Source organism: Petrimonas sulfuriphila, from assembly GCA_038561985.1.
GTDB lineage: Bacteria > Bacteroidota > Bacteroidia > Bacteroidales > Dysgonomonadaceae > Petrimonas > Petrimonas sulfuriphila.
This window is the reverse complement of sequence record CP073276.1, coordinates 1389144-1413301: the sequence shown is the minus strand read 5'-3', so window position 1 is coordinate 1413301 and position 24158 is coordinate 1389144. Positions and strand designations below refer to the sequence as shown.

Here is a 24158-nt window from a genome sequence, read left to right as displayed (position 1 = left end):
GATAAACTGATATCTGTATTTCTCAGGAATTATTCTGTGTTGTTCGTTCCGTTTTCTTTCTGCGCACGCGCTTTTGCTGCTTGCTTTTCCTGTACCCGCCGGGCAATTTCTTCCGGACTCATTTTCGGACTTTTTACCGGCTCAGCGGATGACGCTTGTTTTTTCACACCGCGGAGCACCAGAGTGCCCGGAAGAATTACGTTGATTAGGTGTTTTCCCAACATACCCAGTTGCACGGCGGTAGCAAGCGATCCGAGAGAAAGAAGTAGAAAGTACCAGGGGTAAATATCACGCCTAAAAACTATTGCCTGAATAACGGCAAGTGCAATCACGATGACACTGAGAATAATCTTCTTTAACAACAAAGGGGTGTTTATCGTTTTAAAACGTACAAGTCCGTCTGCATACCCGGATAATGCAGACAATATAAGGGTGAGCGGAAACAAGTATACCGAAAAGGCAATCACCGAATGGATGATCGTCGGCTCAAAGTCCGGGAAGAGATAATGGAAGATGATGAGAAACGGCACAAGGGCAACAAATGTCTGCGAAAGGTGAATAGCTATGGGATGGATATCCAGGGCTAAAAACCGCAAACGTCCGGAAGAGACCTTTTCCCGGTAGGGCTCAAATACATCTCTCGGTAAACCACAAGCAGGACATACATCACCCAGTTCGCTCTCTTTCATTACATAACCGCAAGGACGGCAACGGACTAACTTTTCTTCTTTCATGTTTTCGCGGAAGTAATTTTTTTAACCTCTTTATATGTATGTTGGTAATTAATATACGTAAAACATAGGTAACGATTATCCTTTGCAAAAATAGCAATTAATTTTGATTGGATATTTTATTAAATGAATTTAAAACAGATTTATCGAAATCTAGCTTTGCGTTTCTTTTCAAAAAAGTTACCTTTGCGGCTGGAAATCATAAAGTACTCCCTATGCAACATTTGCCGCTTTTGTCACTATTCGGAAACCTGGAACAGCTGAACACGGTACAACTCAACTTCAACCAAAACTCGTTAAACATGATGAATATAGCCATCGCGTTTATTATGTTTGGTGTGGCGTTGGGCATAAGACCCAAACATTTTAGGGACATCGCATTGAATCCCAAGCCGGCTATAGTGGGGGTTATCTCGCAATATATCCTGCTGCCGGCTTTAACTTACCTGCTGGTCCTCGTTATCAAACCGAGCGTCCCGGTAGCAATGGGAATGATCCTGGTAGCTTCCTGTCCCGGCGGGAATGTCTCAAACATGATTTCGGCATTGTCGAAGTCGAATGTGGCTTTGTCTGTAAGCCTGACGGCAACCACCACCGTATTGAGTTTGTTTATGACGCCTCTCAATTTTGCTTACTGGGGCGGGCTTTACGCTAGCAAATCCCCACTTCTGGTTCCAATCACCATCGATCCCGTGGAAATGTTCCGCACTGTTTTCATCATTCTGGGAATACCTGTGATAATGGGAATGATCGTCGGGATGAAATTTCCGGTATTCGTAAAAAAAGTGGAAAAACACGTACAGATTGCATCGGTTTTATTTTTTATCGCTTTCCTGGCAGGAGCGTTGGCGGGAAATTTCTCCCTTTTTCTGAAATACATCCACCTGGTTTTTTTGATTGTTTTACTGCATAATGGGATCGCCTTCTTAGGCGGATACCTGTTCCCCAGAGCCCTCAAGATAAATAAACTTAACTCCCGGACTATCTCTATCGAAACGGGAATACAGAACTCGGGGCTGGGACTGGCCTTAATTTTTAATCCCCGGGTTTTTCCTCCGGAACTGGAGCTTGGGGGAATGGCATTTATTGCTGCCTGGTGGGGAATCTGGCACATTGTTGCCGGTCTGATGCTGGCTTTTTACTGGCGGAGAGAATCCATTAAACACATTGCTGTAACATCATGAAGTACGAATACAGTAAAGGATACGAAATTGTCCGTTTTTTCGAACGGATCACCCTCAACCTGCATTACAGGAAAATTGTATACAAGGGGACTGAAAACATCAACGAAGATCATCCGGTAATTTTTGCATCGAACCACCGCAACGCCGTTATCGATCCTTTTTTGTTGTTGAACGCTTGTAAAAAGGAACCGGTTTTCCTGGCCCGTGCGGATGTATTCAGGAAACCTACCGTTGCCGCTATCATGAAGTGGCTTCATATTATGCCGGTATATCGCATCCGGGATGGGGTGGAAAACCTGGGGAACAACAACGAATCGTTTCGGTTGAGCGGAGAGCTGCTGAAAAAGAGAATTCCGATGGCGCTATATCCAGAAGGGAGGCATAATCCCAAAATGTCATTACTGCCTGTTCAGAAGGCCATTTCCCGAATTGTATTGCCCATAGAAGCAAGCGAGGATTTCACCTTGAACAGCGAAGTTATTCCCGTAGGGGTATATTACCCGGATATTTTCGGATTCCTTTCCGATGCGTACGTAGTTTTCGGGAAACCCATCCAAGTGGCGGATTACCGCAAACAATACGAAGAAAACCCCAACATGGCAGCCAACTCTTTGAGGCACGATCTGGAAAACAGCATGAAGAGACTGATCGTGAACATATGGAACGATGCGTTTTACGATGAATACGTTTGGGCCATCGATTGGAACGCACCCCAACTGGTAAGGGGAAAATATGCCGGGAAGCAAGAAGATTATCTGCTGGCTTCGCAGGAGGTTGTCCACACGCTGGATGAGATGTTCCACCGGGACAGGCCCTCCTTCGATACGCACATTGAAAATTTCCGCAGGGCAGAGAGCATACTCAAAAAACACCGGTTAACATCCAGGGACAATGTCTTAAAACCGGCCTCAACGGTTTTAATCGTCTTGCACCTGTTGCTCCTGATCGTTTCGCTGCCCCTGGCCGTTTTCGGGTTTGTCAACGGAATCTTTCCCATAATTGGCTACAGAAAACTACTCGGGCTTTTTAAAGACGATCAGTTTATACCGACGGTCCGTGTCGTTTCCGGTATGTTTATCGTCCCCGCTTTCGTTGTTATTCAATCCCTAATCGTTGGCCTGGTTTTCAACGGATGGTGGGCGTTCGCCTATTCTTTTCTAATGCCTGCAACGTTCTATTTTGCATGCTGGTGGCGTAAATGGGCAAAATCTCTTGCCAGAAAATGGTGCGTTAACCGATTTGTGAAGAAGTTCCCCGACAGTTGGAGAGAGTTAACGGAGCTGATTAAAATCAACCACAGCTGACTCAACGTTAATGATTCCTTTCTTTCAGGTAAAAAACTATTTTTTGGGCTTTCGACAGCTGTTCGTGTGAAATACGGTAGCCGTTGAATTTTTTTCCGTCGATCACAATTTTATCGATAAACCGGGCATTTTTTCCGGGGCGAACAATTTCCATCTCCAAAACCTTGTTATCGTAGTAGTCCGGATTTAACCGCAACATTATTCTATCGAAAATCGGAGTTGTAAAAGTGTAAAAAGGCTCTGTGGCGTTGTCGGGATAAAAACCCATCATCGAGAATACGGCCCAGGCAGACATGGTGCCCGTATCATCGTTTCCCGGAAGTCCGTTAGGAGAATTCTTAAAATACCGGGTCAAAAGCTCCTGCGTAAGTTGTTGCGTACGCCACTCCTCCCCCTTCACGTAACTGAAAAGATAGGGATAACCGATATTCGGCTCGTTGGTGGGGTCGTAATGCTCATCGTCAAACACCTCCTGAAGCTTGTTTGTAAATTTTCTGTTGCCGCCGTGCAGTTTAATCAATCCCGGCACATCATGCGGTACCATAAATGAATAATTCCATGAACTGCCTTCGTGAAATCCAGGTACGTCTTCAAAGTTTTCGCCCTGTTTGGGATTGAAAGGCGACAGGAAAGTTCCGTCGGGCAATAGCGGGCGGAACACCCCGTATTCGGGCGAGTAATAACGGGAATAATTCAGCGACTGGGCGCGGAAACGGACGGCATCTTCTTTTTTTCCCAAGGCGGCAGCAAATTTTGACAAGGCGTTATCGGCGATGTAATATTCGAGCGCGTGAGAAACGGAATTGTCGTATTTTTCACGAAGCGGCACATAACCCAGTCTAAGGTAATCATCGTTATCCGGGCGAAGAAGGTTGTCTTTACCTTTCGTAGTGGCCGATTTATACATGGCTTCGTAAGCCGTTTCCACGTCGAAGTCGCGCAACCCTTTCATCCAACTGTCCACGATAACCGGAATAGCCGGGTCTCCCTCCATCGTAAGAGTCTCGCGGCCATACAATTCCCATTTAGGCAGCCATCCGCTTTCTTTGTACATATCCACCATCGAACGGACCATGTCCAATTGTTTTTCGGGATAAAGCAGTGAAAGCATCTGATGCACATTCCTGTACGTGTCCCAAAGCGAAAAAACCGTGTATCGCCCTGCTCCGGAGGTAAGGATCTTATCACTTCCCATTGCCGGATACTGGCCGTTCACGTCATTAAACAGGTTGGGATGGATGAGCGCATGATAAAGTGCGGTATAGAAAACCACTTTCTGGTCGGCGGTACCTCCTTCAATCCCTACACGGGCAAGCTCTTTCTCCCAGCTTTCGCGGGCAGCAGTCCTGACCTTATCAAACTGAAAGCCGTTTTGCTCGGCCTCCAGGTTTTCGCGGGCATTGGCAGTGCTTACGAAGGAAACCCCGATCTGTACTTCGATGGTTTCACCCGCTTTAACATCGTAAGAAAAGTAGGCTCCGATATCGTCTCCGGCAATATCCCGCCTATAACGGGTGTAAATTTTCCGTGTGCCTGCCGTACTGTCCCAGGCAGCCTCTGCTGTCATTTCGCGTTGTTTCTTCCAATATCCGGCAGTCAACGGTGGTTTGCTGACACGCATCACAAAATAAATGGGAAAAACCGCCTGAGGGTTGTAACAAAAAGTCCCCAGCACTTTCATCCCTTCAATTTCGGTATCACTGATGCGACGCATCCAGGCACCACTTTCGTTGGTAAGACCTTCCCCCAGGTTCAGCAATATATTTGCCTGCCCTTTCGGAAAAGTAAAACGGGCGATACTCGTGCGTGTAGTGGCCGAAACTTCGGTTAATATGCCGTATTTGGTCAACCGGTTGGTATAATAGCCGGGCGACGCCTGCTCACCGGCATACCCACTGCCATACTCCTCGTAATTGACATTCAATTCTCCCGATGTGGGCATCAGCAAAAGAGAGCCGGCCTCGGGGCACCCCACTCCGCTCAGGTTAACGTGCGAGAATCCGGTAAAGAACTTATTTTCGTACGAGTAGGGTGTCGACCACCATTGCTTGTCCTTATCGAACTTGTTTTCATCCGACCCCATCACGTTAAACGGGGCCACCGACATCATTCCGTTGGGTAGTACCGCCCCGGGATTGGTGGTGCCGTAGTTGGTCGTACCGATAAAGGGGTTGACAAAACCGGTAAGGTCTTGACCGAAAAAATTCGAAGAAATCACAAGAAAAAGAATAAAAAACAGTCCGGATCGCATACGATAAATGATTGATTCAACTTCTACCTATATTTCGTGCAAAAATAACCATAATCGTCCAACACAACCTAAATTCTTTTGCAAATAATTTTTGAAACCGAAAGCTTCGTGTATTTTTGCAAAAATAATCAGCAACAACAAAGAGTATGGACGAAAATCTAAAAAGATACATTGAGTTAATTCCCAAGGCAGAACTGCACGTACATATCGAAGGTACGTTCGAACCTGAGCTGATTTTCGAAATCGCTCAAAGGAATAATGTCCCCCTAAAGTACAACTCCGTGGAAGAGTTGCGTAAAGCATACAATTTCAATAACCTGCAAGATTTTCTGGATATCTACTACGGAGCAGCCAGCGTACTTTTGTACGAACAGGATTTTTACGACCTTACCGCAAGCTACTTGCGGAAGGCACATGCCGACAATGTCGTCCATACCGAAATCTTTTTCGATCCGCAAACGCATACCACCCGCGGCGTAAGCTTTGCAACGGTTATCAACGGAATTACCCGGGCAATGGGTGACGCCAAAACCGAATGGGGGATTTCAACGAAACTGATCATGTGTTTCCTGCGCCATTTAAGCGAAAAATCCGCCGAAGAGACCCTGGAATCCGCCTTGTTGCATAAAGAAAAAATCATTGCCGTAGGGCTCGATTCTTCGGAGAACGGACATCCGCCGGGAAAGTTTTTCCATGTTTTCAACCGGGTACGCGAGGAAGGCTTTTTTGTGGTTGCCCATGCCGGAGAAGAAGGTCCTGCAGAATACGTCTGGGAGGCCATCGACCTGCTGGAGGCAGAACGGATCGATCACGGGGTCAGCTCTGTGGATGATCCTGATTTAATGGAAGAACTGCGTGAACGGGAAATCCCCCTGACCGTATGCCCATTATCAAACCTCAAACTAAGGGTAGTGGAAGACCTGAAAAATGTTCCGGTCAGGTCCTTCCTCGAGAAAGGAATCCTCGTCACCCTCAATTCCGATGACCCTTCCTATTTCGGAGGATACATTAACGACAACTACCTGCAAACGGCAGAAGCACTCCAATTGTCGAGAAACGACATTTATACGTTAGCCAAAAACTCCTTCCTGGCATCGTTCATCACCGAGAAGGAAAGAAATTTTTTCCTGGAAAAACTCCTGAATTTCGAAAATTCGTTTGTCTAATTTATCAGGAAGAAGCCTCTACCGATAAAAATTGACACAACTTCTTTGCGTGTCGCAATAAAGTGTAAGAAAATCCGCATTCTACTTACCACAAAGACAGCACATACAGCTATTTGTCAGCTATTTACAGGGACGACCTCACCTCTTTTTTCTTTAAAAAAAAGAGGTGTGTCAGAAATATTTTGTTACTTTTGTATTGCCTTATTTGCCAATATCTAGTCATATTACGACAAAATGTAAGCAAGACACAACATGTTGCCGTTTATAAGCAAACAGAGTAACAATATATAACCCATGAAGAAATTAATATCATACCGCGCTGCTGCAACCAAAATAAAAGACGGAATGACTGTTATGGTGGGGGGATTCTTAGGACACGGGGCTCCCGATACCCTTATTGACGAACTGGTACGCACCGGCGTGAAAGACCTTACCCTTATCGTAAACGATTCAGGGTATCCCGACAAAGGGTGTGGTAAACTCGTATCCAATCACCGGGTAAAAAAACTGATTGTTTCTCATATCGGCACCAACCCCGACTCGGGGAAAAAAATGAACAGCGGAGAAATGGATATCGAGTTCAGTCCGCAGGGAACCCTTGCGGAGCGAATCCGTTGCGGCGGGGCGGGATTGGGCGGAGTCCTTACACCCGTTGGACTGGGAACCGTGATTGAAGAAGGGAAAGAAGTCATCCGGGTGGAAGGCAAGGATTATCTGCTCGAAAAACCCATTAAGGCCGATGTGGCCATTATAAGGGCAAGCATAAGCGATGAGTGGGGAAACCTCATCTATAAAGGCACAATGAAAAACTTTAATCCGCTTATGGCGATGGCTGCAGAAACGGTAATCGCAGAAGCGGATGAAATTGTCCCCACCGGCTCCTTAAGCCCGGAAGCGGTTCATACGCCCCATATATTCGTGGATTTTATTATTCAACATTAAAAAAAATATCGATGAAAAAATCTCTTATCAGAGTGCGGATGAGTGCTCACGATGCACACTACGGAGGTAACCTGGTTGACGGGGCAAAAATGCTGCAGCTTTTCGGCGACGTGGCCACGGAGTTACTTATTGCCAACGACGGCGACGAAGGCCTTTTCGTCGCATACGACAACGTGGAGTTTCTAGCTCCGGTCTACGCAGGAGATTATATTGAAGCTACGGGCGAAATAACGCATCGGGGAAATTCCTCACGCAAGATGTCGTTTGAGGCTAAAAAAGTCATTAAACCCCGTCCCGACATCTCTCCATCGGCTGCCGACGTTCTCGAAGAGCCCCTCCTCGTATGCCGTGCCAGCGGAACCTGCGTGGTGCCCAAAAACTGTCAGCGGAAAAATAATTCATGATGCATAATTACTTATGGAAAAGCTTATCATCACAGCTGCCATTTGCGGGGCGGAAGTAACCAAGGAACACAACCCTGCTGTACCCTATACCGTAGAAGAACTTGTGCGCGAAGCGGTATCGGCTTACGATGCCGGCGCAGCCATCGTTCACGTACATGTGCGCGAAGACGACGGCACGCCCACGCAAAGCAAAGAGCGTTTTCGTGTTTGCATGGAAGCTATAAAGGCTGCACGTCCCGATGTCATCTTGCTTCCTTCCACCGGCGGGGCGGTAGGAATGACGGCAGAAGAGCGCCTTCAACCCACCGAACTGTTCCCGGAAATGGCCACACTCGATTGCGGCACCTGCAATTTCGGGGACGAAGTATTCGAAAATACTCTTCCCATGATGCGCGACTTCGGAAAAAGGATGATTGAAAACAACATTAAACCCGAGTATGAATGTTTTGAAATGGGACACCTGGAGACCGCACTTCACCTAGCAGCCAAAGGATATGTCCCCGGCCCGCCCATGCAGTTCAACTTTGTTCTCGGTGTTCCCGGATGTGCCGCGGCAACCGTCGAGAACCTGGTATGGATGGTGAACCGGATTCCGGCCGGATCAACGTGGACTGCCACCGGAATAGGGCGGAGCGAATTTATCCTTGCCGCACACGCCATCGCCATGGGAGGACACGTACGCGTGGGATTCGAAGACAACCTATACCTGTCTCGCAGCGTATTGGCAAAATCCAACGGTGAACTCGTAAATAAAGTGGTTCAAATGGCAAAACTCCTGAACCGGGAGATCGCCACGCCGGCGGAAGCACGAGCTATTCTGGGATTAAACCCATTATGAGTAAACAGGAATAAATTACCACGAATAGAATCAACAGGATTGCTTCCTGGCCCAAACCTAAAAACAAATATAACCACATGAAAAAAGGAAACAAGTACGGCACACACCGCGTCATTGAGCCGAAAGGCGTGTTGCCGCAACCGGCAAACAAAATCGACAACAACATGGATGAGATTTACGACAACGAAATCCTCATCGACGTACAGACCCTCAACATCGACTCGGCATCGTTTACCGATATCTCGGCGCGTGCCGGAGGCGACCACGAGAAGATAAAGGAAATCATGTTCGAAATCGTTGCCACACAGGGTAAACACCGCAATCCGTGGACGGGTTCGGGAGGGATGTTGCTAGGAACGGTCGAAAGAATCGGGGATGCGCTCGTCGGAAAGACCGACCTAAAAATTGGAGACAAGATTGCCACCCTGGTTTCCCTCTCGCTTACCCCGCTGCGTATTGACAACATCAAGGAGATCCGCGACGAAGTGGACCAGGTAGATATCGACGGGAAAGCCATCCTCTTCGAGAGTGGAATCTACGCCCGGATACCTGCAGACTTGCCCGAGAAGCTGGCCCTCTCGGCGTTAGACGTTGCGGGGGCGCCTGCACAAACCGCCAAATTGGTGAAACCGGGAGACACGGTGGTGATTATCGGCGCCGGCGGAAAATCGGGAATGCTCTGCTGCTACGAGGCCAAAAAAAGGGCCGGCATTACTGGAAAAGTTATAGGGATAACCCATTCGCAAAAGAGTACCGACCGGCTTACCACACTCGGCTTTTGCGATCACGTCTTTCCGGCCGATGCCACGCAACCGGTGGCCGTTCTGGAAAAAATAGAAGCGCTCACCAGCGGGCAACTTGCCGACGTCACCATCAACAACGTAAATATCTCCGATACCGAAATGACCAGTATCCTTATCACCAAAGATACGGGTGTGGTTTATTTCTTCTCTATGGCAACCAGTTTCACGAAAGCGGCTCTCGGAGCCGAAGGTGTGGGCAGTGACGTGACCATGATCGTGGGCAACGGTTACACCCGCGGACACGCCGAAATCACGCTTCAACTTCTCCGGGAGTCGGAAAAACTGCGGAATATCTTTACGGAATTATACGCCTAATTAGCAGAACTAGGAGCAAAGGGTGAAGGATACTCCACTCTTTACTCTTTGCCCAACGCTCAAAGCATAACGCAAATCATAAATAACATGAGCACTTCAATCCGCCAATTTTTTTCTCACGTTCCCGACGAACAATGGAACGATTGGAAATGGCAAGTGAAGAACCGCATTGAATCACTTGAAGCCCTGAAACAACATATCCGCCTGACACGGGAAGAAGAGGAAGGGGTACGCGAATCGCTAAAAACACTGCGGATGGCCATCACGCCTTATTACCTGAGTTTGATAAACAGGGAAGATCCGCATTGCCCCATCCGCAAGCAGGCGATTCCTACTATTAATGAGCTGCACATCTCCCGTGGCGACCTCGACGACCCCCTGCATGAAGACGGCGACTCTCCCGTGCCCGGACTCACGCATCGGTATCCCGACCGTGTACTTTTTCTCATCACCGATATGTGTGCCATGTACTGCCGCCATTGCACCCGCCGCCGATTTGCCGGGCAAAAGGATGCCGGCGCGCCCATCGAACGTATCGATAATTGCATCAACTACATTGCCAGGACCCCGGAAATCCGCGACGTACTCCTTTCTGGCGGTGACGCGCTATTGATGAGCGACGACAGGATAGAATATATCCTCAGGCGCTTGCGCGACATTCCGCATGTCGAAATCATTCGTTTCGGAACCCGCGTGCCTGTGGTCATGCCGCAACGTATCACGGATGAGCTCTGCGAGATGATAAAAAAATACCATCCCATATGGCTCAACACACATTTCAACCACCCCAACGAAATCACGCCTGAAGCCACCGAAGCCTGCAACAAGCTTTCTGCTGCCGGGGTACCCCTCGGTAACCAAACCGTACTGCTGCGCGGCATCAACGACTGTACTTACGTCATGCGTGAACTCGTACACGGCCTGGGGCGCATTCGTGTACGGCCATATTACATCTATATTTGCGACCAGTCAAAAGGAATCGGCCACTTCCGCACGCCGATTTCAAAAGGCATTGAAATCATTGAAAACCTGCGGGGGCATACTTCCGGTTACCTCGTACCCACCTTTGTGGTGGATGCACCCGGCGGAGGAGGGAAGGTCCCCGTGATGCCCACATACATGATTTCGCAATCGCCCAACCGTGTCATTGTGCGCAACTACGAAGGTGTTATCAGTGCGTACACCGAACCGGAAGACTACAAGGAAGATTGCCATTGCCCCGAATGCGCCAAACAGAAAAAAGAAGGTGTGGCAGCGTTACTTTCGGGACGGCAATTATCGCTGGAGCCCAAAGACTTGAACAGGTTTAAACGGAACGGACACTGAAGTGCCCTTTATCGACGACATATTATCCCACCGCAGCGTTTCGATCGTAGGACTCGAAAAAAACACGGGAAAAACCGAAACGTTGAACTACGTCCTAAATCGCCTGAAGAGGAAGAACGTGCAAGTGGCAGTGACCTCGATCGGTGTAGACGGAGAACGCACCGACAGCGTTACGCTAACACCCAAGCCGGAAATAACACTGTTCGAGGGAATGATTTTTGTGACCTCCGAGAAACACTATTCCGAACGGAGAATTGTATCGGAGATTTTGGAGGTTGGCGACGTACGAACGGCATTAGGCAGATTGATAACGGCACGTGTCAAATTACCGGGAAAAGTTGTCCTTTCCGGACCGCCAGACACCGCCGGAATGAAGAAGCTTATCGATGGAATGGCCCGTTTTGGTGTTCAAACCACAATCGTGGACGGTGCACTGTCGCGCCTGAGTCTTGCCTCACCTGTTGTTACCGAGGCAATGATTCTTTCCACGGGAGCGTCACTTTCGGCAAACATCCCGCAGTTGGTGCGCGAAACGCGCTTTGTGCAGCAGCTGATCGAATTGCCGTGCGTTGAGGGGAAACTTGTTCGGGAACTGCAACCGTTAAAAGGCGGTATGTGGGCGATAGACGCCGATAGCCGTGTGCGCGATTTGGAAATACCCTCGGTATTCCTTCTCGATAAAAGGGAAAAGGATATTTTCCGGTTTGGTACGCGAATATACGTACCGGGAGCCGTAAGCGATAAGCTGCTTTCAATACTGCGGTTACAGAACAGGAATGTTGAACTGATGGTGAGCGATTTCACAAAATTATTTGTCTCGCAAAAAGAATTCAACGCATTCCTGAAAAGTGGAAATTCGATGAAGAGTGTCGTACGAAGCAAGCTCATTGCCGTGACGGTAAATCCATTATCGTCCAGCGGCTTTTGGCTCGATCCCGACTCGCTTCAACGGGAAATGAACAAAGCACTGAATGTGCCGGTATATGATGTGAAAAGAATAATTCATCCAACGGACAGCAACCAAGAATTTTGACCATAAGACAAGCCATACAGCAAATCAGCGGATTCGGTTATATCCTAAACTCGCTGAACATTCTTTCTCCCGCCGGAAGAAAAGAACTCTTTTCTTTACCGTTCCTGACAAACCAAAACGATATTGAAACCGCTCTGGATGAAACTGAAACGGCTTTCAACATCGTCAACACAACGGAGAACGAGAGACTACTGTCGGTGCTCTTTTCCAGGCTGACGCAGTTACGCGACATTTCAGGGACCGTAAAACTCCTTTCAACCAAAAACACATTGACCGATATTGAACTGTTCGAAATAAAACATTTCGCCCTGCTTGCAGAATCCGTGCGCGAACTTGCCGGACAATTGAAAATTTCTTTTGCAGCTATCCCTGTTCTCGAAAAAATTATCGATATCCTCGACCCGGAAAAAAAACGAATTCCTCACTTTTACGTGTACGACCGTTATTCACCGGCCCTGGCAGCGCTGCGTACTCAATTAAGCAGGATGTCGGGGCAAGAGTGTGACGAACAGGAAACAGAGCCGGTTCGTTTACAGGCGCAACTGCTAGAGGATAAGATCCGAAAAGACCTTGTACAACAGCTTTTTCCGCACGCTCCAGCCTTGTCGAAAGCCTTGCACAAAATTGCCCGGCTTGATGTTGTGTTTGCCAAAGCCCTTCAGGTAAAAGAATCAGGACTATGCAGGCCAACCGTCGACGACCAGAGAACCGCATACACTGCACTGTTCCATCCTGAAATCCGGAACTTGTTGCGGGGGCAACACAAGGATTTTCAGCCGGTGGATATCACTGTCCCGATGCAACCCACCGTGATTACCGGAGCCAACATGTCGGGCAAGAGCGTTCTGCTGAAAAGCGTGGCCCTGGCACAAACAATGATGCAGTTTGGGTTTTACGTTGCTGCCCAATCGGCAACCGTTGTGCCCGTTGAACAAATTGTTATCAGCGTGGGCGACAGTGAGGACGAAGGGAGAGGGCTCTCTTCTTTTGCTGCCGAAATGCTTCGCCTGAACACCGCTATCGACAACACGAACCAACAGGTTAAGCAACTTGTGCTTATCGATGAACTGGCCCGTACCACCAATCCGGAAGAAGGCAAGGCCATCATGTGCGGGATACTCGACTTCTTCATTCAACACAACGTGCAATCGCTTATCACCACACACTACAGCATCGGTATACCCTGCCGGAAACTGCGCGTGAAAGGATTTACAGAAAACAGAAACAACGAAAAAATAACCGTCGCCAACATCAACTCTTTCATCGACTATTCACTGGAAGAAACCGCGGAAAAGGAAGTGCCGCACGAAGCATTGAAAATTGCGGAGATAATTGGTGTGAATGAAACTATTTTAGAACGGATAAAAAAATATATTGAATAGGTATGGTCAGAAGTAAACTGGGGATAGATTTCAAGAAGGTAAAATACGCACGCGAAATTGCCGGCAGTATTGCTGCCGACGTGCATTCTTTTGCCGACAATTACACCACGGTGGCCGTTGAGCGGACACTCTGCCGTTTAGTGGGAATAGACGATATCGACGATGCCGGGGTACCGTATCCGAACGTGCTGGTAGACGATCTGAAAAGAAAGAATGTATTGGAGCAGGGTGTTCTTTTCTTTTTGGCCAACGCGGTTATCGAAACGGGGCTACCGCCGCAGCAAATTGCTGAACGGGTGGCTTCGGAGAGCTTGGATATCACGGCTTTTCCGTTTCGCTCAAAAGAAGAGATCGCCCGTGCATTGCAACCGTTTGTCGATACAAGCATCCGTCAAATAGCGGAGAGACGGAAAAAAAGGGAACGTTACCTCGAGACCATCGGCGAAGGAAGCCGTCCGTACCTTTATGTGATAGTGGCAACCGGCAACATCTACGAAGATGTGGTGCAAGCCGAAGCCGCCGCAAGGCAGGGGGCAGACATTATCGCCGTTATTCGCACCACGGGGCAAAGCCTGCTCGATTATGTGCCTTATGGTGCTACCACCGAAGGGTTCGGCGGAACGTACGCCACGCAGGAAAATTTCCGCATCATGCGCCGTGCGCTTGACAACGTGGGTGAAGAGATCGGAAGATACATCCGTTTGTGCAACTATTGTTCCGGATTGTGTATGCCCGAAATTGCCGCGATGGGAGCCCTGGAAGGACTGGACGTAATGCTTAACGACGCGCTTTACGGCATCCTTTTCCGCGACATCAACATGCAGCGTACGATGGTCGACCAGTTTATGTCGCGTGTCATCAACGGGTTTGCAGGTGTCATCATCAACACCGGAGAAGACAACTACCTCACCACTGCCGATGCCGTGGAAGAGGCGCATACCGTGCTGGCATCAGACCTGATTAATGAACAGCTGGCCCTGCTTGCCGGCCTTCCCGAAGAGCAAATGGGGCTGGGGCACGCTTTTGAAATGGATCCCGATCTCGAGAACGGGTTCCTTTTCGAACTCGCACAAGCACAGTTGACCCGCGAAATATTCCCCAAGGCGCCACTGAAATACATGCCGCCCACAAAATTCATGACGGGGAACATCTTCAAGGGGCACCTGCAGGACGCGCTTTTCAATATGATCGGCGTTTGGACATCGCAAGGAATTCAGCTGCTGGGGATGCCCACCGAAGCCGTTCACACACCCTTCATGAGCGACCGCTACCTATCCATAGAAAATGCCCGATACATCTTCAACAATATGCGTAACCTTGGCGATGAAGTGGAGTTTAAAGCGGGCGGAATCATCCAAAAAAGAGCCAGGGAGGTGTTGGACAATACCATCGCATTGCTCGAGGAACTTCAGGAGGGAGGGCTCTTCAATGCACTGGAAAAAGGTATTTTTGGCAATATAAAACGTGCCAAGAACGGTGGAAAAGGATTGGACGGCGTATCGGTGAAAGGAACGCAATATTACAATCCGTTTATTGACTTAATGAACCCCAAACCCGATAAATTATGAGCGAAGGACTGTACAAGACCCGCCCCTGCGATTTCGACCAGACGTTGGACCTGACCCGGATAAAACCTTACGGCGACACGATGAACGACGGCAAGACACAGCTGAGCTTCACCCTGCCCGTTCCTGCCGGAGACGAAGCTGTTGAAGCCGCCCGGCAATTGTTGCGAAAAATGGGATTCGACAACCCTCAAGTTGTTTATTATCAAGAATTGAAAGAAGGATTTACGTTTTTCAACTGTTACGGGAGCTATACCGGGAGCATCGATTACACGCAGGTCCACGTACCCAAAGTATCCTCCGTGAAATGGGATATTTCTCAAACCGATACGTTTATCCGGGAGCATATAGGCAGGAAAATAGTGGTGGTCGGAGCAAGTACCGGAAGCGATGCACATACCGTCGGTATCGATGCCATCATGAACATGAAAGGGTTTGCCGGAAGATTCGGCCTGGAAAGATACGGCATGTTCGAAGCCGTGAATATGGGAAGCCAGGTGCTTAACGAAGAACTTATTGCCAAAGGTATCGAAAAGAATGCAGATGCGCTGTTGGTATCCCAGACCGTTACTCAGAAAGACGTACACATAAAGAATATGGTCGAGCTGGTGGAAATGCTCGAAGCCGAAGGATTACGCGAAAAGATCATCCTTTGTGCCGGAGGGCCCCGCATTTCACACGAGCTGGCCAAAGAGCTCGGTTACGATGCCGGATTCGGGATGAATACGTATGCCGATGACGTGGCGTCGTTTATTGCACAGGAAATGGATAGGAGAATGAATAAAAACCAATTGTAGCTATGGACAAAAACCAAATCAGGGAAGTTATCGCCCGTCGCGTTGCGCTCGAATTGAAAGACAATGACGTGGTTAACCTGGGAATTGGAATACCCACGTGGGTCCCCAATTATTTGAAGCCCGGAGTGCACGTGGTGCTACAATCGGAAAACGGGATGATCGGCATGGGGAGGACTCCTGCCCCGGGGGAGGAAGACCCGCATTTCACCAATGCAGGAGGAGCTCCCGTTTTGCCCGAACCGGGAGCGGCATGCTTTGACAGCGCCACATCGTTTGCCATCATTCGTGGAGGGCATGTCGACGTGAGTGTGCTGGGCGCGTTACAGGTAGATGAAGAAGGCAACCTGGCCAACTGGAACATCCCCGGCAAGATGGTTCCCGGTATGGGTGGAGCTATGGATCTGTTGACCGGGACCCGCAAGGTGATTTTGGCGATGGAACACACGGCAAAAGGAAATCCCAAAATCATGAAGCTATGTACGCTTCCCCTCACTGCAAAAGGGCAGGTAGATATGATTGTCACGGAGATGTGCGTGATCGAGGTTACCGGAAACGGCCTGCTCGTTACCGAGATCCATCCCGAATATACCGCAGAAGACGTGCAAGCAGCAACTGAAGCCACGTTGCTCTTCAGTGAAAACCTGAAATTAATGCGTGACCTATAAAATAAAAAATATGGAAAAAATCTTTATCGTATCCGCCAAACGCACCCCTATAGGGAAGTTTATGGGTAGCCTGTCCGCCATTAAACCGGGACAGTTGGGTGCTATTGTCATCAAAGCCATGCTGGAAGAAACCGGTATGGAAAGTTCAAAAATCGATTCCGTCATTGTCGGAAACGTCTTATCTGCCGGACAAGGACAGGGTGTGGCCCGTCAGTGTGCCATGTACGCAGGCATTCCCGCCGAAGTCCCAGCCTATAGTGTCAACATGGTGTGCGGTAGCGGAATGAAAGCGGTGATGAATGCCGTCTCGGAAATCCGAAGTGGCACAGCATCGGTAATCATTGCGGGAGGAGTTGAAAATATGTCGGATGCCGGATTTATCCTGCCTTCATCGGTGCGCAACGGCATTAAAATGGGCAGTATCCAGGCTGTCGATCACATGGTGAACGATGGGCTTACCGATGTTTTCAACAATTATCACATGGGAATTACTGCAGAAAATGTTGCTGAAAAATTCGGTATTTCCCGTGAGGCACAGGATGCCTTTGCCTACCATTCACAGCAGAAAGCCATTGCCGCCGTGGATAATGATAAGTTTAAAGAGGAGATTGTCCCTGTGGAGATTGTTACGCGAAAAGAAACTACCGTGTTCGACAAAGATGAATTCCCGAACCGGACAAGCACACCCGAAAAGCTGGCGGCACTGCGGCCAGCTTTTAAAAAAGAGGGAACGGTAACGGCCGGAAACGCATCGGGAATTAATGACGGGGCATCTTTCGTAATGCTGGCCGGTGAAGAAGCCGTAGCCCAGTACGGATTGAAACCTCTGGCCGAGATCATAGCCGCCGGCGAAAGCGGCGTCGCCCCAGAAGTAATGGGCCTGGGGCCTGTTCCTGCTATCAACAAGGCATTACACCGTGCAGGCATGAAACTTTCCGAGATGGAAATTATTGAGCTGAATGAAGCTTTCGCAGCCCAATCCATCGGTGTAATAGAGAGGTTGTGCGATAAGCACGGCGTCTCACGCGAGTGGATAAACGAACGATGCAATATCCACGGTGGTGCGATTGCCTTGGGACACCCTATCGGCGCGTCGGGCAACCGCATCCTGGTTTCGCTGGTTCACGCACTGAAAATGTATGACAAAACATACGGCCTGGCATCGCTCTGCATAGGCGGAGGAATGGGAACGGCGATCATAATTAAGAAGTATTGAGAAACTGTTTTTTCATGTCCTGTTTTATGCCTATTTTTGGATGGTTTTGGACGCGAAAAAGAGCAAAAACAGCATGAAGAAAGTAGAAATAAATAGAACATTTTCGCTAAGCTAATGAGAAAAGCCAAACTTGTTTGGACTTTGCCATAGCGAGAAAATACCTAATAAAAATGAAATATAAAATTCAAAACAGTTTCTAAGTATGGAAGAAAAGAAAATAATTGTTCAACGGGATAACCACCTGGCTACGGTAATCATTAACGAACCGAAAACGTTAAACGCCATCAACGGACAGATGCTGCAGGAACTGGATACCGTTTTTGACAAGCTGGCGAACGACAAGGAAATCCGCGTGATTATTCTCACTGGAGCCGGCCGTGCGTTTGTTGCAGGAGCCAACATTCAGGAAATGTCCGGCATAAATTACGAAGAAGCAAAGGCCTTTGGGAAAAAGGGCTCATCGGTTTTCAGGAAGATAGAGGCTTGTCCTCAACCCGTCATTGCCGCTGTAAACGGCTTTGCCCTAGGTGGAGGTTGTGAACTGGCACTGGCGTGTGATATCCGCATTGCATCGGAAAAAGCTACGTTCGGGCAGCCTGAGGTAGGACTGGGCATCACACCCGGATTTTCTGGAACGCTGCGTCTAGCAAGGCTTGTGGGGTTGGCAAAAGCCAAGGAACTTATCTTTACCGGAAAGGCAGTAACCGCAGAAGAGGCATCGGCGATCGGGTTGGTAAACCGGGTTGTGGCACCGGAAGCACTGATGGAAGAAGTCCGTTCCCTAGCCTCTACCATAGCCGGACAAGCACCATTGGCCGTCCAAAAATCGAAAGTGGCTATCAACAACGGCTGGGATCTTCCCGTTTCCGAAGGGATCGAGCTTGAAACGGAGCTCTTTGCCCAATGCTTTGAAACCGAAGACCAGAAAAACGGGATGAGCGCGTTCTTAAAGAAACAGAAAACGGAATTTAGAGGGAAATAAGCTTAAACGAGAATGTAAATTAGCTACATACGAACACATGAAAATAGGAGTTATAGGTACCGGAACGATGGGCAACGGAATTGCACAGACGTTTGCACAGGGAGGATATCCCGTGGTCATGAAAGACCTGTCGGACGAACTGCTGCAGAAAGCAGTGGAAAACATCGACAACAGTTTGTCGCGGCTGGTAGCGAAAGAGAAACTCAACGAAGCTGACAAACAGCAGATTCTCGCCCGCATCGCCACCACATTGTCGTACGAAGACTTTAACGATTGCGGCCTGATCGTAGAGGCCATTGCCGAAAATATAGAACTGAAAAAGAAGGTATTCCGGGAATTGGATGAAACCTGTCCGCCCGGCACCATCCTGGCGACCAACTCATCATCGCTTTCCATCACCGAGATTGCTGCATGTACCAGACGCCCAGAAAAAGTGATCGGCATGCACTTCTTCAATCCCGTTCCGGTGCTCAAGCTCGTGGAAGTGATCCGGGGACAGCTCACGGCAGACAGCGTTTTCGACAGTGTATCGGGCATCGCAAAAAACATCGGTAAAGTGCCCGTAACTGTAAATGAAGCGCCCGGATTTTTGGTAAACCGGCTGCTTATACCCATGATAAACGAGGGCATCGGTGCACTGGCCGAAGGTGTTGCCTCGAAAGAAGAGATCGATGAGGCCATGAAGCTGGGTGCCGGCCACCCCATCGGCCCGCTGGCACTGGCCGATTTAATCGGGTTGGATGTTTGTCTGGCTATCCTGGAGGTGTTACACCACGAGTTTGGCGACGACAAATACCGCCCGCATCCGTTGTTGCGCAAAATGGTCCGCGCCAACCTACTGGGAAGAAAAACCGGAACCGGTTTTTACGATTACCAAAAATAAAAGGAGTCTTTATGAAGCGGGAAGAGGACAAAGTTCCTGCCCTTCCCGTTTCTTTGGCCCTGTGATCACAAATACCATCATCAACAAGGCAGACAAAACAGCGGTGGCCGATCCAAAATAAAACGGTATGCTCGAGTTGATTTTGTCGTATAGTGTTCCTGCAATCAGGCTTGCCGGCAACAACGTTATTCCGATCAAAGCATGGTATATTCCCAGTCCTGTGCCTTTTTTATTTTTAGCTGTCAGGTCCGAAATAAGTGCTTTCTGCACTCCGTCGGTTGAAGCCGAATAAACTCCATAAAGAGCAAACAGGATAACAATGGTGTCTATGTTTCGGGTAAATCCAAATCCAAAATAGACCCCGGCATAAATCAGAAAACCCGCGACAAGCAGTTTTTCTCGGCCGATTCTATCCGATAGTGCACCGAACGGAATGGCCAGTACCACTGACACAACACTTGAAATCAGGTAGACCAACGGGATGAAGGTAACTTTAACACCCACCTCATTGGCTTTTACCATGAGAAGTGCATCGGTGGAATTTCCCAACGTGAAAATAAAAATTATAGCAAGGAACAGATAAAAACGTTTAGGAAAGTCCCTGAACTTAAATCTTTGTATCAAGCTCTCTTTCTTTTTTCCCGCTTCTTTGATTCCTAAAATCAGTACCACCATGCCCAAGAATCCCGGTAAGGCTGCAAGTAAAAAAATAAACCGGTAGCTGTCGGGCTTAAGGGAAAGAAGTAAAAAAGCCAGCAAAGGCCCAAGAATCGCTCCACTGTTGTCCATGGCTTTGTGTAAACCAAAACTTTTCCCCGTTTCGTTTTTTTCTGTCGACCCCGCTACAAGGCTATCCCGCGGAGCAGATCGAATTCCTTTTCCTACACGCTCGGCAAACCGAAAAAGCAACATCTGCAATGGGGTGACAACGGTAGCGTAAAGCGGCAAGATGAGTGAAGACAATCCATAGCCGATTACCATGAAAGGCTTGTTTCTACCTATCTTATCGCTCCAGTATCCTGAAAACGCTTTCAACAGGGAAGCCGTGCTCTCCGCCACTCCTTCGATCAGCGAAAGGCTTGTTTTGGACACGCCGATGGACATTAAAAACATCGGTACGACGGAATAGACCATTTTCGTGGATGTATCCGTTAAAAAACTGACTATCCCCGCGTAAAATACATTGGAAGAAAATCCAAAAATCTTTCTTTGTGTTGTTACTTCTTCAGGCATAATACAACTCCGGCATATAAGAAAAACATTCTTTGCAGAGGATGCTCACTCTTCCCTCATACCCCGGCGATTAAAATTGTTTACAGCAACAATAAAAACATACATCCTACGGGTTTGTTCATTATGCGTAAACAAACTACCTTTGAAAAAAGAAAGGGAATCCGTTATGAAAACACTTCGTTCCGGCTTGAAAAACGTATTTTTTAGTTTTCTGCTGATGGGGCTGATGGGCTGTAACAGTCTGGCAGAAAAGGATCTAAAAATTGATTTGGAAGAAATAACCATTGCCGATCTTCAGCAAGGATACAAGACCGGAAAATTTACCATCGTGGGAATTACGCAAGCGTACCTCGACCGGATTGAAGCCATTGACAAGAACGGACCGGCGTTGAATGCGGTAATCAGGGTCAATCCCGATGCACTGGAAATCGCTGCAAGCCTCGATGAAGAGTTAAGGCAAGGAAAAAACCGCGGGGCAATGCACGGCATTCCGGTATTGCTGAAAGATAATATCGATACGCACGATAAGATGCCCAACACTGCAGGCTCGGTCATTATGAAAAACTCTTTCCCATTGCAGGATGCCTGGGTCACGAGGAAACTGCGCGAGGCGGGAGCAGTTATTATCGGGAAAACCAACCTGAGCGAGTGGGCAAACTTCCACAGCAGCTATTCTTCCAGCGGGTGGAGTGCGCTGGGTGGGCAAACAAAAAACCCGTACGACCTTACCCGGAATCCCTGCGGCTCAAGCTCCGGATCGGGAGTAGCCGTTTCTGCCAACCTCACCGTTATTGCTATTGGTACGGAAACGGACGGCTCCATTGTCTGCCCTGCGAATAACAACGGTATTGTAGGTATCAAGCCCACAGTGGGTCTAGTCAGCCGGTCGGGTATTATTCCCATTTCCTTCACGCAGGATACTCCCGGGCCGATGGCGCGAACCGTGCGTGACGCGGCCATTTGCCTGGGCATAATGACGGGAGTTGACCCAAAAGACTCTAAAACAAGCGGCTCAGAAGGAAAAAGCCTTGCCGACTATTCTCCTTTTCTGAATACTGACGGATTGAAAGGGAAGCGGGTTGGATACGATAAAACACTGGCCGGCAGGAATCATCATGTCGACAACGTGATGATGGAAGCCGTTGAATTCATTAAAAACAGCGGAGCAGAAGTCATCGAAATACAAAACATTATCGCTCCCGAAATCGAAAACATGGAATTTGAGGTCATGCTCTACGAGTTTAAGGACGGACTAAACAAGTATTTTGCCACTTTGGGAGAGAACGCCGCGGTAAGGAGTGTGGAGGAACTGATTAAATTACAATCCGCCGACAGCACCGAAATGGAATGGTTCGATCACAAATTAATTGAACTGGCGCAGGAAAAAGGGCCGGTCGATTCTGACGAATACAGAAAAATAGTACGAGACATGCTGAAAGGTGCACGGGATAACGGGATCGACAAAATAATGGACACTCACAGGCTGGACGCGATAATCGCACCCACCGGTTCTCCAGCATGGAAAACCGATTGGGTGAATGGCGATAATTTCGGTATCTCTTCAAGCTCGGCTGCTGCCATTGCCGGATATCCGGCAATCAGCCTGCCCATGGGTTTCGTCTCCGGACTACCCGTCAATATCACTTTTTATGGCAAAGCGTGGAGTGAGCCAACCCTTATTGAAATGGCATTTGCCTTCGAACAAGGAACAAAACACCGGCGCAAACCGGTGTTAAATACAGAAAATTGAAGGCCATAACAACGTTCAGAGTGTCCACCCGCTCCTGTATTCATAATGCAGGAACTGATCTGCCTCCGGCATGTTGGGGAACGAAAGTGTTTCTGGATCGAAATTCAGGCTCTGATAGCTCATCTTCTCTCTCAATTCAGGCCTTAATGCGATATTTCCCAGCAACACGGTTTCGGTCAGCGGCCCTGCCCAGTCAAAATTCGATCCGGCAGGATCACCCCCTTTACACGCAAGGATCCACTCCTGACGATGACCGGGCGAAGATTTAAGATACGGCTCCGGTCTTTTGTAGGTATCATCCAATGACTGAGGCAAGAGGCGGTCACCCAGTATCACTCCTTTAGTGCCTACATAGAGCACCCCTCCCGCTCCCATTTCGACACCGGGCACTATTTCGGCCAGGCGGGGAGGGCGTAATCCTCCGTCGTACCAGCTCAGGCGTAGCGGAGGCATATCTCCCCGAGCGGGAAAATCATAAGTAACCATGGATCCTAGCGGGAAAGAGTCTCCGTTAACCAGTGTGGAAGTGCCTTGAATGCTTATGGGGTATTTCAGCTTCAGTATCCTGAATATCGAATCGAAGGAGTGACAGCCGATATCCCCAAGCGCTCCAGTGCCGTAATCTAGCCATCCGCGCCACCTGAAAGGATGATAAGAAGGATGATACGGACGTAACGGCGCCGGTCCTGTAAACAAATCCCAGTCAAGGGTTTCAGGTACCGGAGGCATATCTTCCGGGCGTTTTACTCCTTGCGGCCAGTATGTATCGGATAATCCCCGGTTGGGCCGATCGGTCCACACATGGACCTCCTCAATAGCCCCGATGGCTCCATCGTGAATCATCTCCTGCAATCTTCGCGGGCCGTCACCGGCTTGTCCCTGATTTCCCATCTGAGTAGCCACGTTATGCTTGCGAGCTGCCTCCGTCAGCATTCTTGCCTCATACACCGTATGTGTCAAGGGCTTCTCCGTGTAAACGTGCTTACCCCTCCTGATGGCTTCCATGCTGATAACAGCGTGTGTGTGGTCGGGTGTGGCAACGATAACTGCGTCGATATCCTTTTCCCGGTCCAGCATTACACGATAGTCCTTGTATCTTTGGGCTTTCGGGTAGAGTTTAAATACATTTTCCACCTGACTGCTCCAATCAACGTCGCAGAGTGCCACAATATTTTCTGTTTTGGCTACATCCTCCAGGTCGCCACTTCCCATTCCACCAATTCCAATTCCAGCAACGTTCAGCTTATCGCTCGGGGCCACATGCCCCAGTCCGGCGACAGCATGAGCCGGAACAAGGGTCAGTCCGCCAATGGCCAAGGCAGAGGTTCCAATAAACTCTCTCCGACTGATTCTTTTTGAGTTTTCTGATTTCATGACAAAAGATATTT

Annotated in this window: 21 protein-coding genes; 17 read left to right on the top strand and 4 right to left on the bottom strand. The window is 48.7% G+C overall.

What is annotated here, in order from left to right; translation table 11 throughout:
• Nucleotides 1-29: 29 nt before the first annotated feature.
• Nucleotides 30-734 carry a hypothetical protein gene (locus KCV26_05785; protein ID WZX37888.1) on the bottom strand — a complete coding sequence of 235 codons (705 nt, stop codon included), beginning with the start codon at nucleotides 732-734 and terminating at the stop codon, nucleotides 30-32.
• 212 nt (nucleotides 735-946) lie between these two features.
• Between KCV26_05785 and KCV26_05780 the strand changes: the two genes are divergently transcribed.
• Together KCV26_05780 and KCV26_05775 are read left to right on the top strand one after the other, a co-directional pair.
• Nucleotides 947-1915, top strand: coding sequence for a bile acid:sodium symporter family protein (locus tag KCV26_05780; GenBank protein ID WZX37887.1), 969 nt, complete (start codon nucleotides 947-949; stop codon nucleotides 1913-1915).
• Nucleotides 1912-3219, top strand: a complete 1308-nt coding sequence (locus KCV26_05775; protein WZX37886.1) for a 1-acyl-sn-glycerol-3-phosphate acyltransferase — start codon at nucleotides 1912-1914, stop codon at nucleotides 3217-3219. Before KCV26_05780 ends, KCV26_05775 begins: the two co-directional genes overlap by 4 nt.
• A gap of 7 nt (nucleotides 3220-3226) precedes the next feature.
• On the opposite strand, the gene KCV26_05770 is transcribed toward KCV26_05775, so the two are convergent.
• Nucleotides 3227-5470, bottom strand: coding sequence for a GH92 family glycosyl hydrolase (locus tag KCV26_05770; GenBank protein ID WZX37885.1), 2244 nt, complete (start codon nucleotides 5468-5470; stop codon nucleotides 3227-3229).
• A gap of 146 nt (nucleotides 5471-5616) precedes the next feature.
• Here KCV26_05770 and KCV26_05765 point away from each other — a divergent pair, with 146 nt between their 5' ends.
• From KCV26_05765 to KCV26_05700, 14 genes are all read left to right on the top strand, one after another.
• Nucleotides 5617-6636, top strand: a complete 1020-nt coding sequence (locus KCV26_05765) for an adenosine deaminase (GenBank protein WZX37884.1) — start codon at nucleotides 5617-5619, stop codon at nucleotides 6634-6636.
• A 294-nt stretch (nucleotides 6637-6930) separates the two neighbouring features.
• Entirely contained in the window at nucleotides 6931-7578 is a 648-nt protein-coding gene (locus KCV26_05760; GenBank protein ID WZX37883.1) for a CoA transferase subunit A, read from the top strand.
• An 11-nt stretch (nucleotides 7579-7589) separates the two neighbouring features.
• Nucleotides 7590-7982: a 3-aminobutyryl-CoA ammonia lyase gene (locus tag KCV26_05755; GenBank protein ID WZX37882.1), complete on the top strand. Its 393-nt coding sequence runs from the start codon at nucleotides 7590-7592 to the stop codon at nucleotides 7980-7982.
• Nucleotides 7983-7995: 13 nt separating this feature from the next.
• Nucleotides 7996-8820: a 3-keto-5-aminohexanoate cleavage protein gene (locus tag KCV26_05750; GenBank protein WZX37881.1), complete on the top strand. Its 825-nt coding sequence runs from the start codon at nucleotides 7996-7998 to the stop codon at nucleotides 8818-8820.
• A gap of 77 nt (nucleotides 8821-8897) precedes the next feature.
• The gene (locus KCV26_05745) at nucleotides 8898-9938 is read left to right on the top strand and encodes an L-erythro-3,5-diaminohexanoate dehydrogenase (protein WZX37880.1); all 1041 of its coding nucleotides are present in this window, start codon (nucleotides 8898-8900) and stop codon (nucleotides 9936-9938) included.
• Nucleotides 9939-10025: 87 nt separating this feature from the next.
• Nucleotides 10026-11264, top strand: a complete 1239-nt coding sequence (gene ablA / locus KCV26_05740; protein ID WZX37879.1) for a lysine 2,3-aminomutase — start codon at nucleotides 10026-10028, stop codon at nucleotides 11262-11264.
• Between the two features lies 1 nt (nucleotide 11265).
• Nucleotides 11266-12297, top strand: coding sequence for a hypothetical protein (locus KCV26_05735; GenBank protein ID WZX37878.1), 1032 nt, complete (start codon nucleotides 11266-11268; stop codon nucleotides 12295-12297).
• Nucleotides 12294-13679, top strand: coding sequence for a DNA mismatch repair protein MutS (locus tag KCV26_05730; protein ID WZX37877.1), 1386 nt, complete (start codon nucleotides 12294-12296; stop codon nucleotides 13677-13679). The genes KCV26_05735 and KCV26_05730 overlap by 4 nt, the downstream gene beginning before the upstream one ends.
• A 2-nt stretch (nucleotides 13680-13681) precedes the next feature.
• The gene (locus KCV26_05725) at nucleotides 13682-15247 is read left to right on the top strand and encodes a lysine 5,6-aminomutase subunit alpha (GenBank protein ID WZX37876.1); all 1566 of its coding nucleotides are present in this window, start codon (nucleotides 13682-13684) and stop codon (nucleotides 15245-15247) included.
• The gene (locus KCV26_05720) at nucleotides 15244-16041 is read left to right on the top strand and encodes a cobalamin-dependent protein (GenBank protein WZX37875.1); all 798 of its coding nucleotides are present in this window, start codon (nucleotides 15244-15246) and stop codon (nucleotides 16039-16041) included. The genes KCV26_05725 and KCV26_05720 overlap by 4 nt, the downstream gene beginning before the upstream one ends.
• Nucleotides 16042-16043: 2 nt before the next feature.
• Nucleotides 16044-16706 carry a 3-oxoacid CoA-transferase subunit B gene (locus KCV26_05715; GenBank protein ID WZX37874.1) on the top strand — a complete coding sequence of 221 codons (663 nt, stop codon included), beginning with the start codon at nucleotides 16044-16046 and terminating at the stop codon, nucleotides 16704-16706.
• A 10-nt stretch (nucleotides 16707-16716) separates the two neighbouring features.
• On the top strand, nucleotides 16717-17922 hold the full coding sequence (locus KCV26_05710) for an acetyl-CoA C-acetyltransferase (protein ID WZX37873.1): 1206 nt from the start codon (nucleotides 16717-16719) through the stop codon (nucleotides 17920-17922).
• A 202-nt stretch (nucleotides 17923-18124) separates the two neighbouring features.
• Complete coding sequence (locus KCV26_05705) at nucleotides 18125-18904, top strand: enoyl-CoA hydratase/isomerase family protein (GenBank protein ID WZX37872.1); 780 nt, start codon at nucleotides 18125-18127, stop codon at nucleotides 18902-18904.
• A gap of 37 nt (nucleotides 18905-18941) precedes the next feature.
• Nucleotides 18942-19787 (top strand): 3-hydroxybutyryl-CoA dehydrogenase, encoded by an 846-nt coding sequence (locus KCV26_05700; protein ID WZX37871.1) that lies wholly within the window; start codon nucleotides 18942-18944, stop codon nucleotides 19785-19787.
• 9 nt (nucleotides 19788-19796) lie between these two features.
• Here KCV26_05700 and KCV26_05695 read toward each other — a convergent pair whose 3' ends face one another.
• Nucleotides 19797-21020 (bottom strand): MFS transporter, encoded by a 1224-nt coding sequence (locus KCV26_05695; GenBank protein WZX37870.1) that lies wholly within the window; start codon nucleotides 21018-21020, stop codon nucleotides 19797-19799.
• 166 nt (nucleotides 21021-21186) lie between these two features.
• Here KCV26_05695 and KCV26_05690 point away from each other — a divergent pair, with 166 nt between their 5' ends.
• Nucleotides 21187-22770 carry an amidase gene (locus tag KCV26_05690; GenBank protein ID WZX37869.1) on the top strand — a complete coding sequence of 528 codons (1584 nt, stop codon included), beginning with the start codon at nucleotides 21187-21189 and terminating at the stop codon, nucleotides 22768-22770.
• 15 nt (nucleotides 22771-22785) lie between these two features.
• On the opposite strand, the gene KCV26_05685 is transcribed toward KCV26_05690, so the two are convergent.
• Entirely contained in the window at nucleotides 22786-24144 is a 1359-nt protein-coding gene (locus KCV26_05685; protein WZX37868.1) for a Gfo/Idh/MocA family oxidoreductase, read from the bottom strand.
• Nucleotides 24145-24158 lie beyond the last annotated feature (14 nt).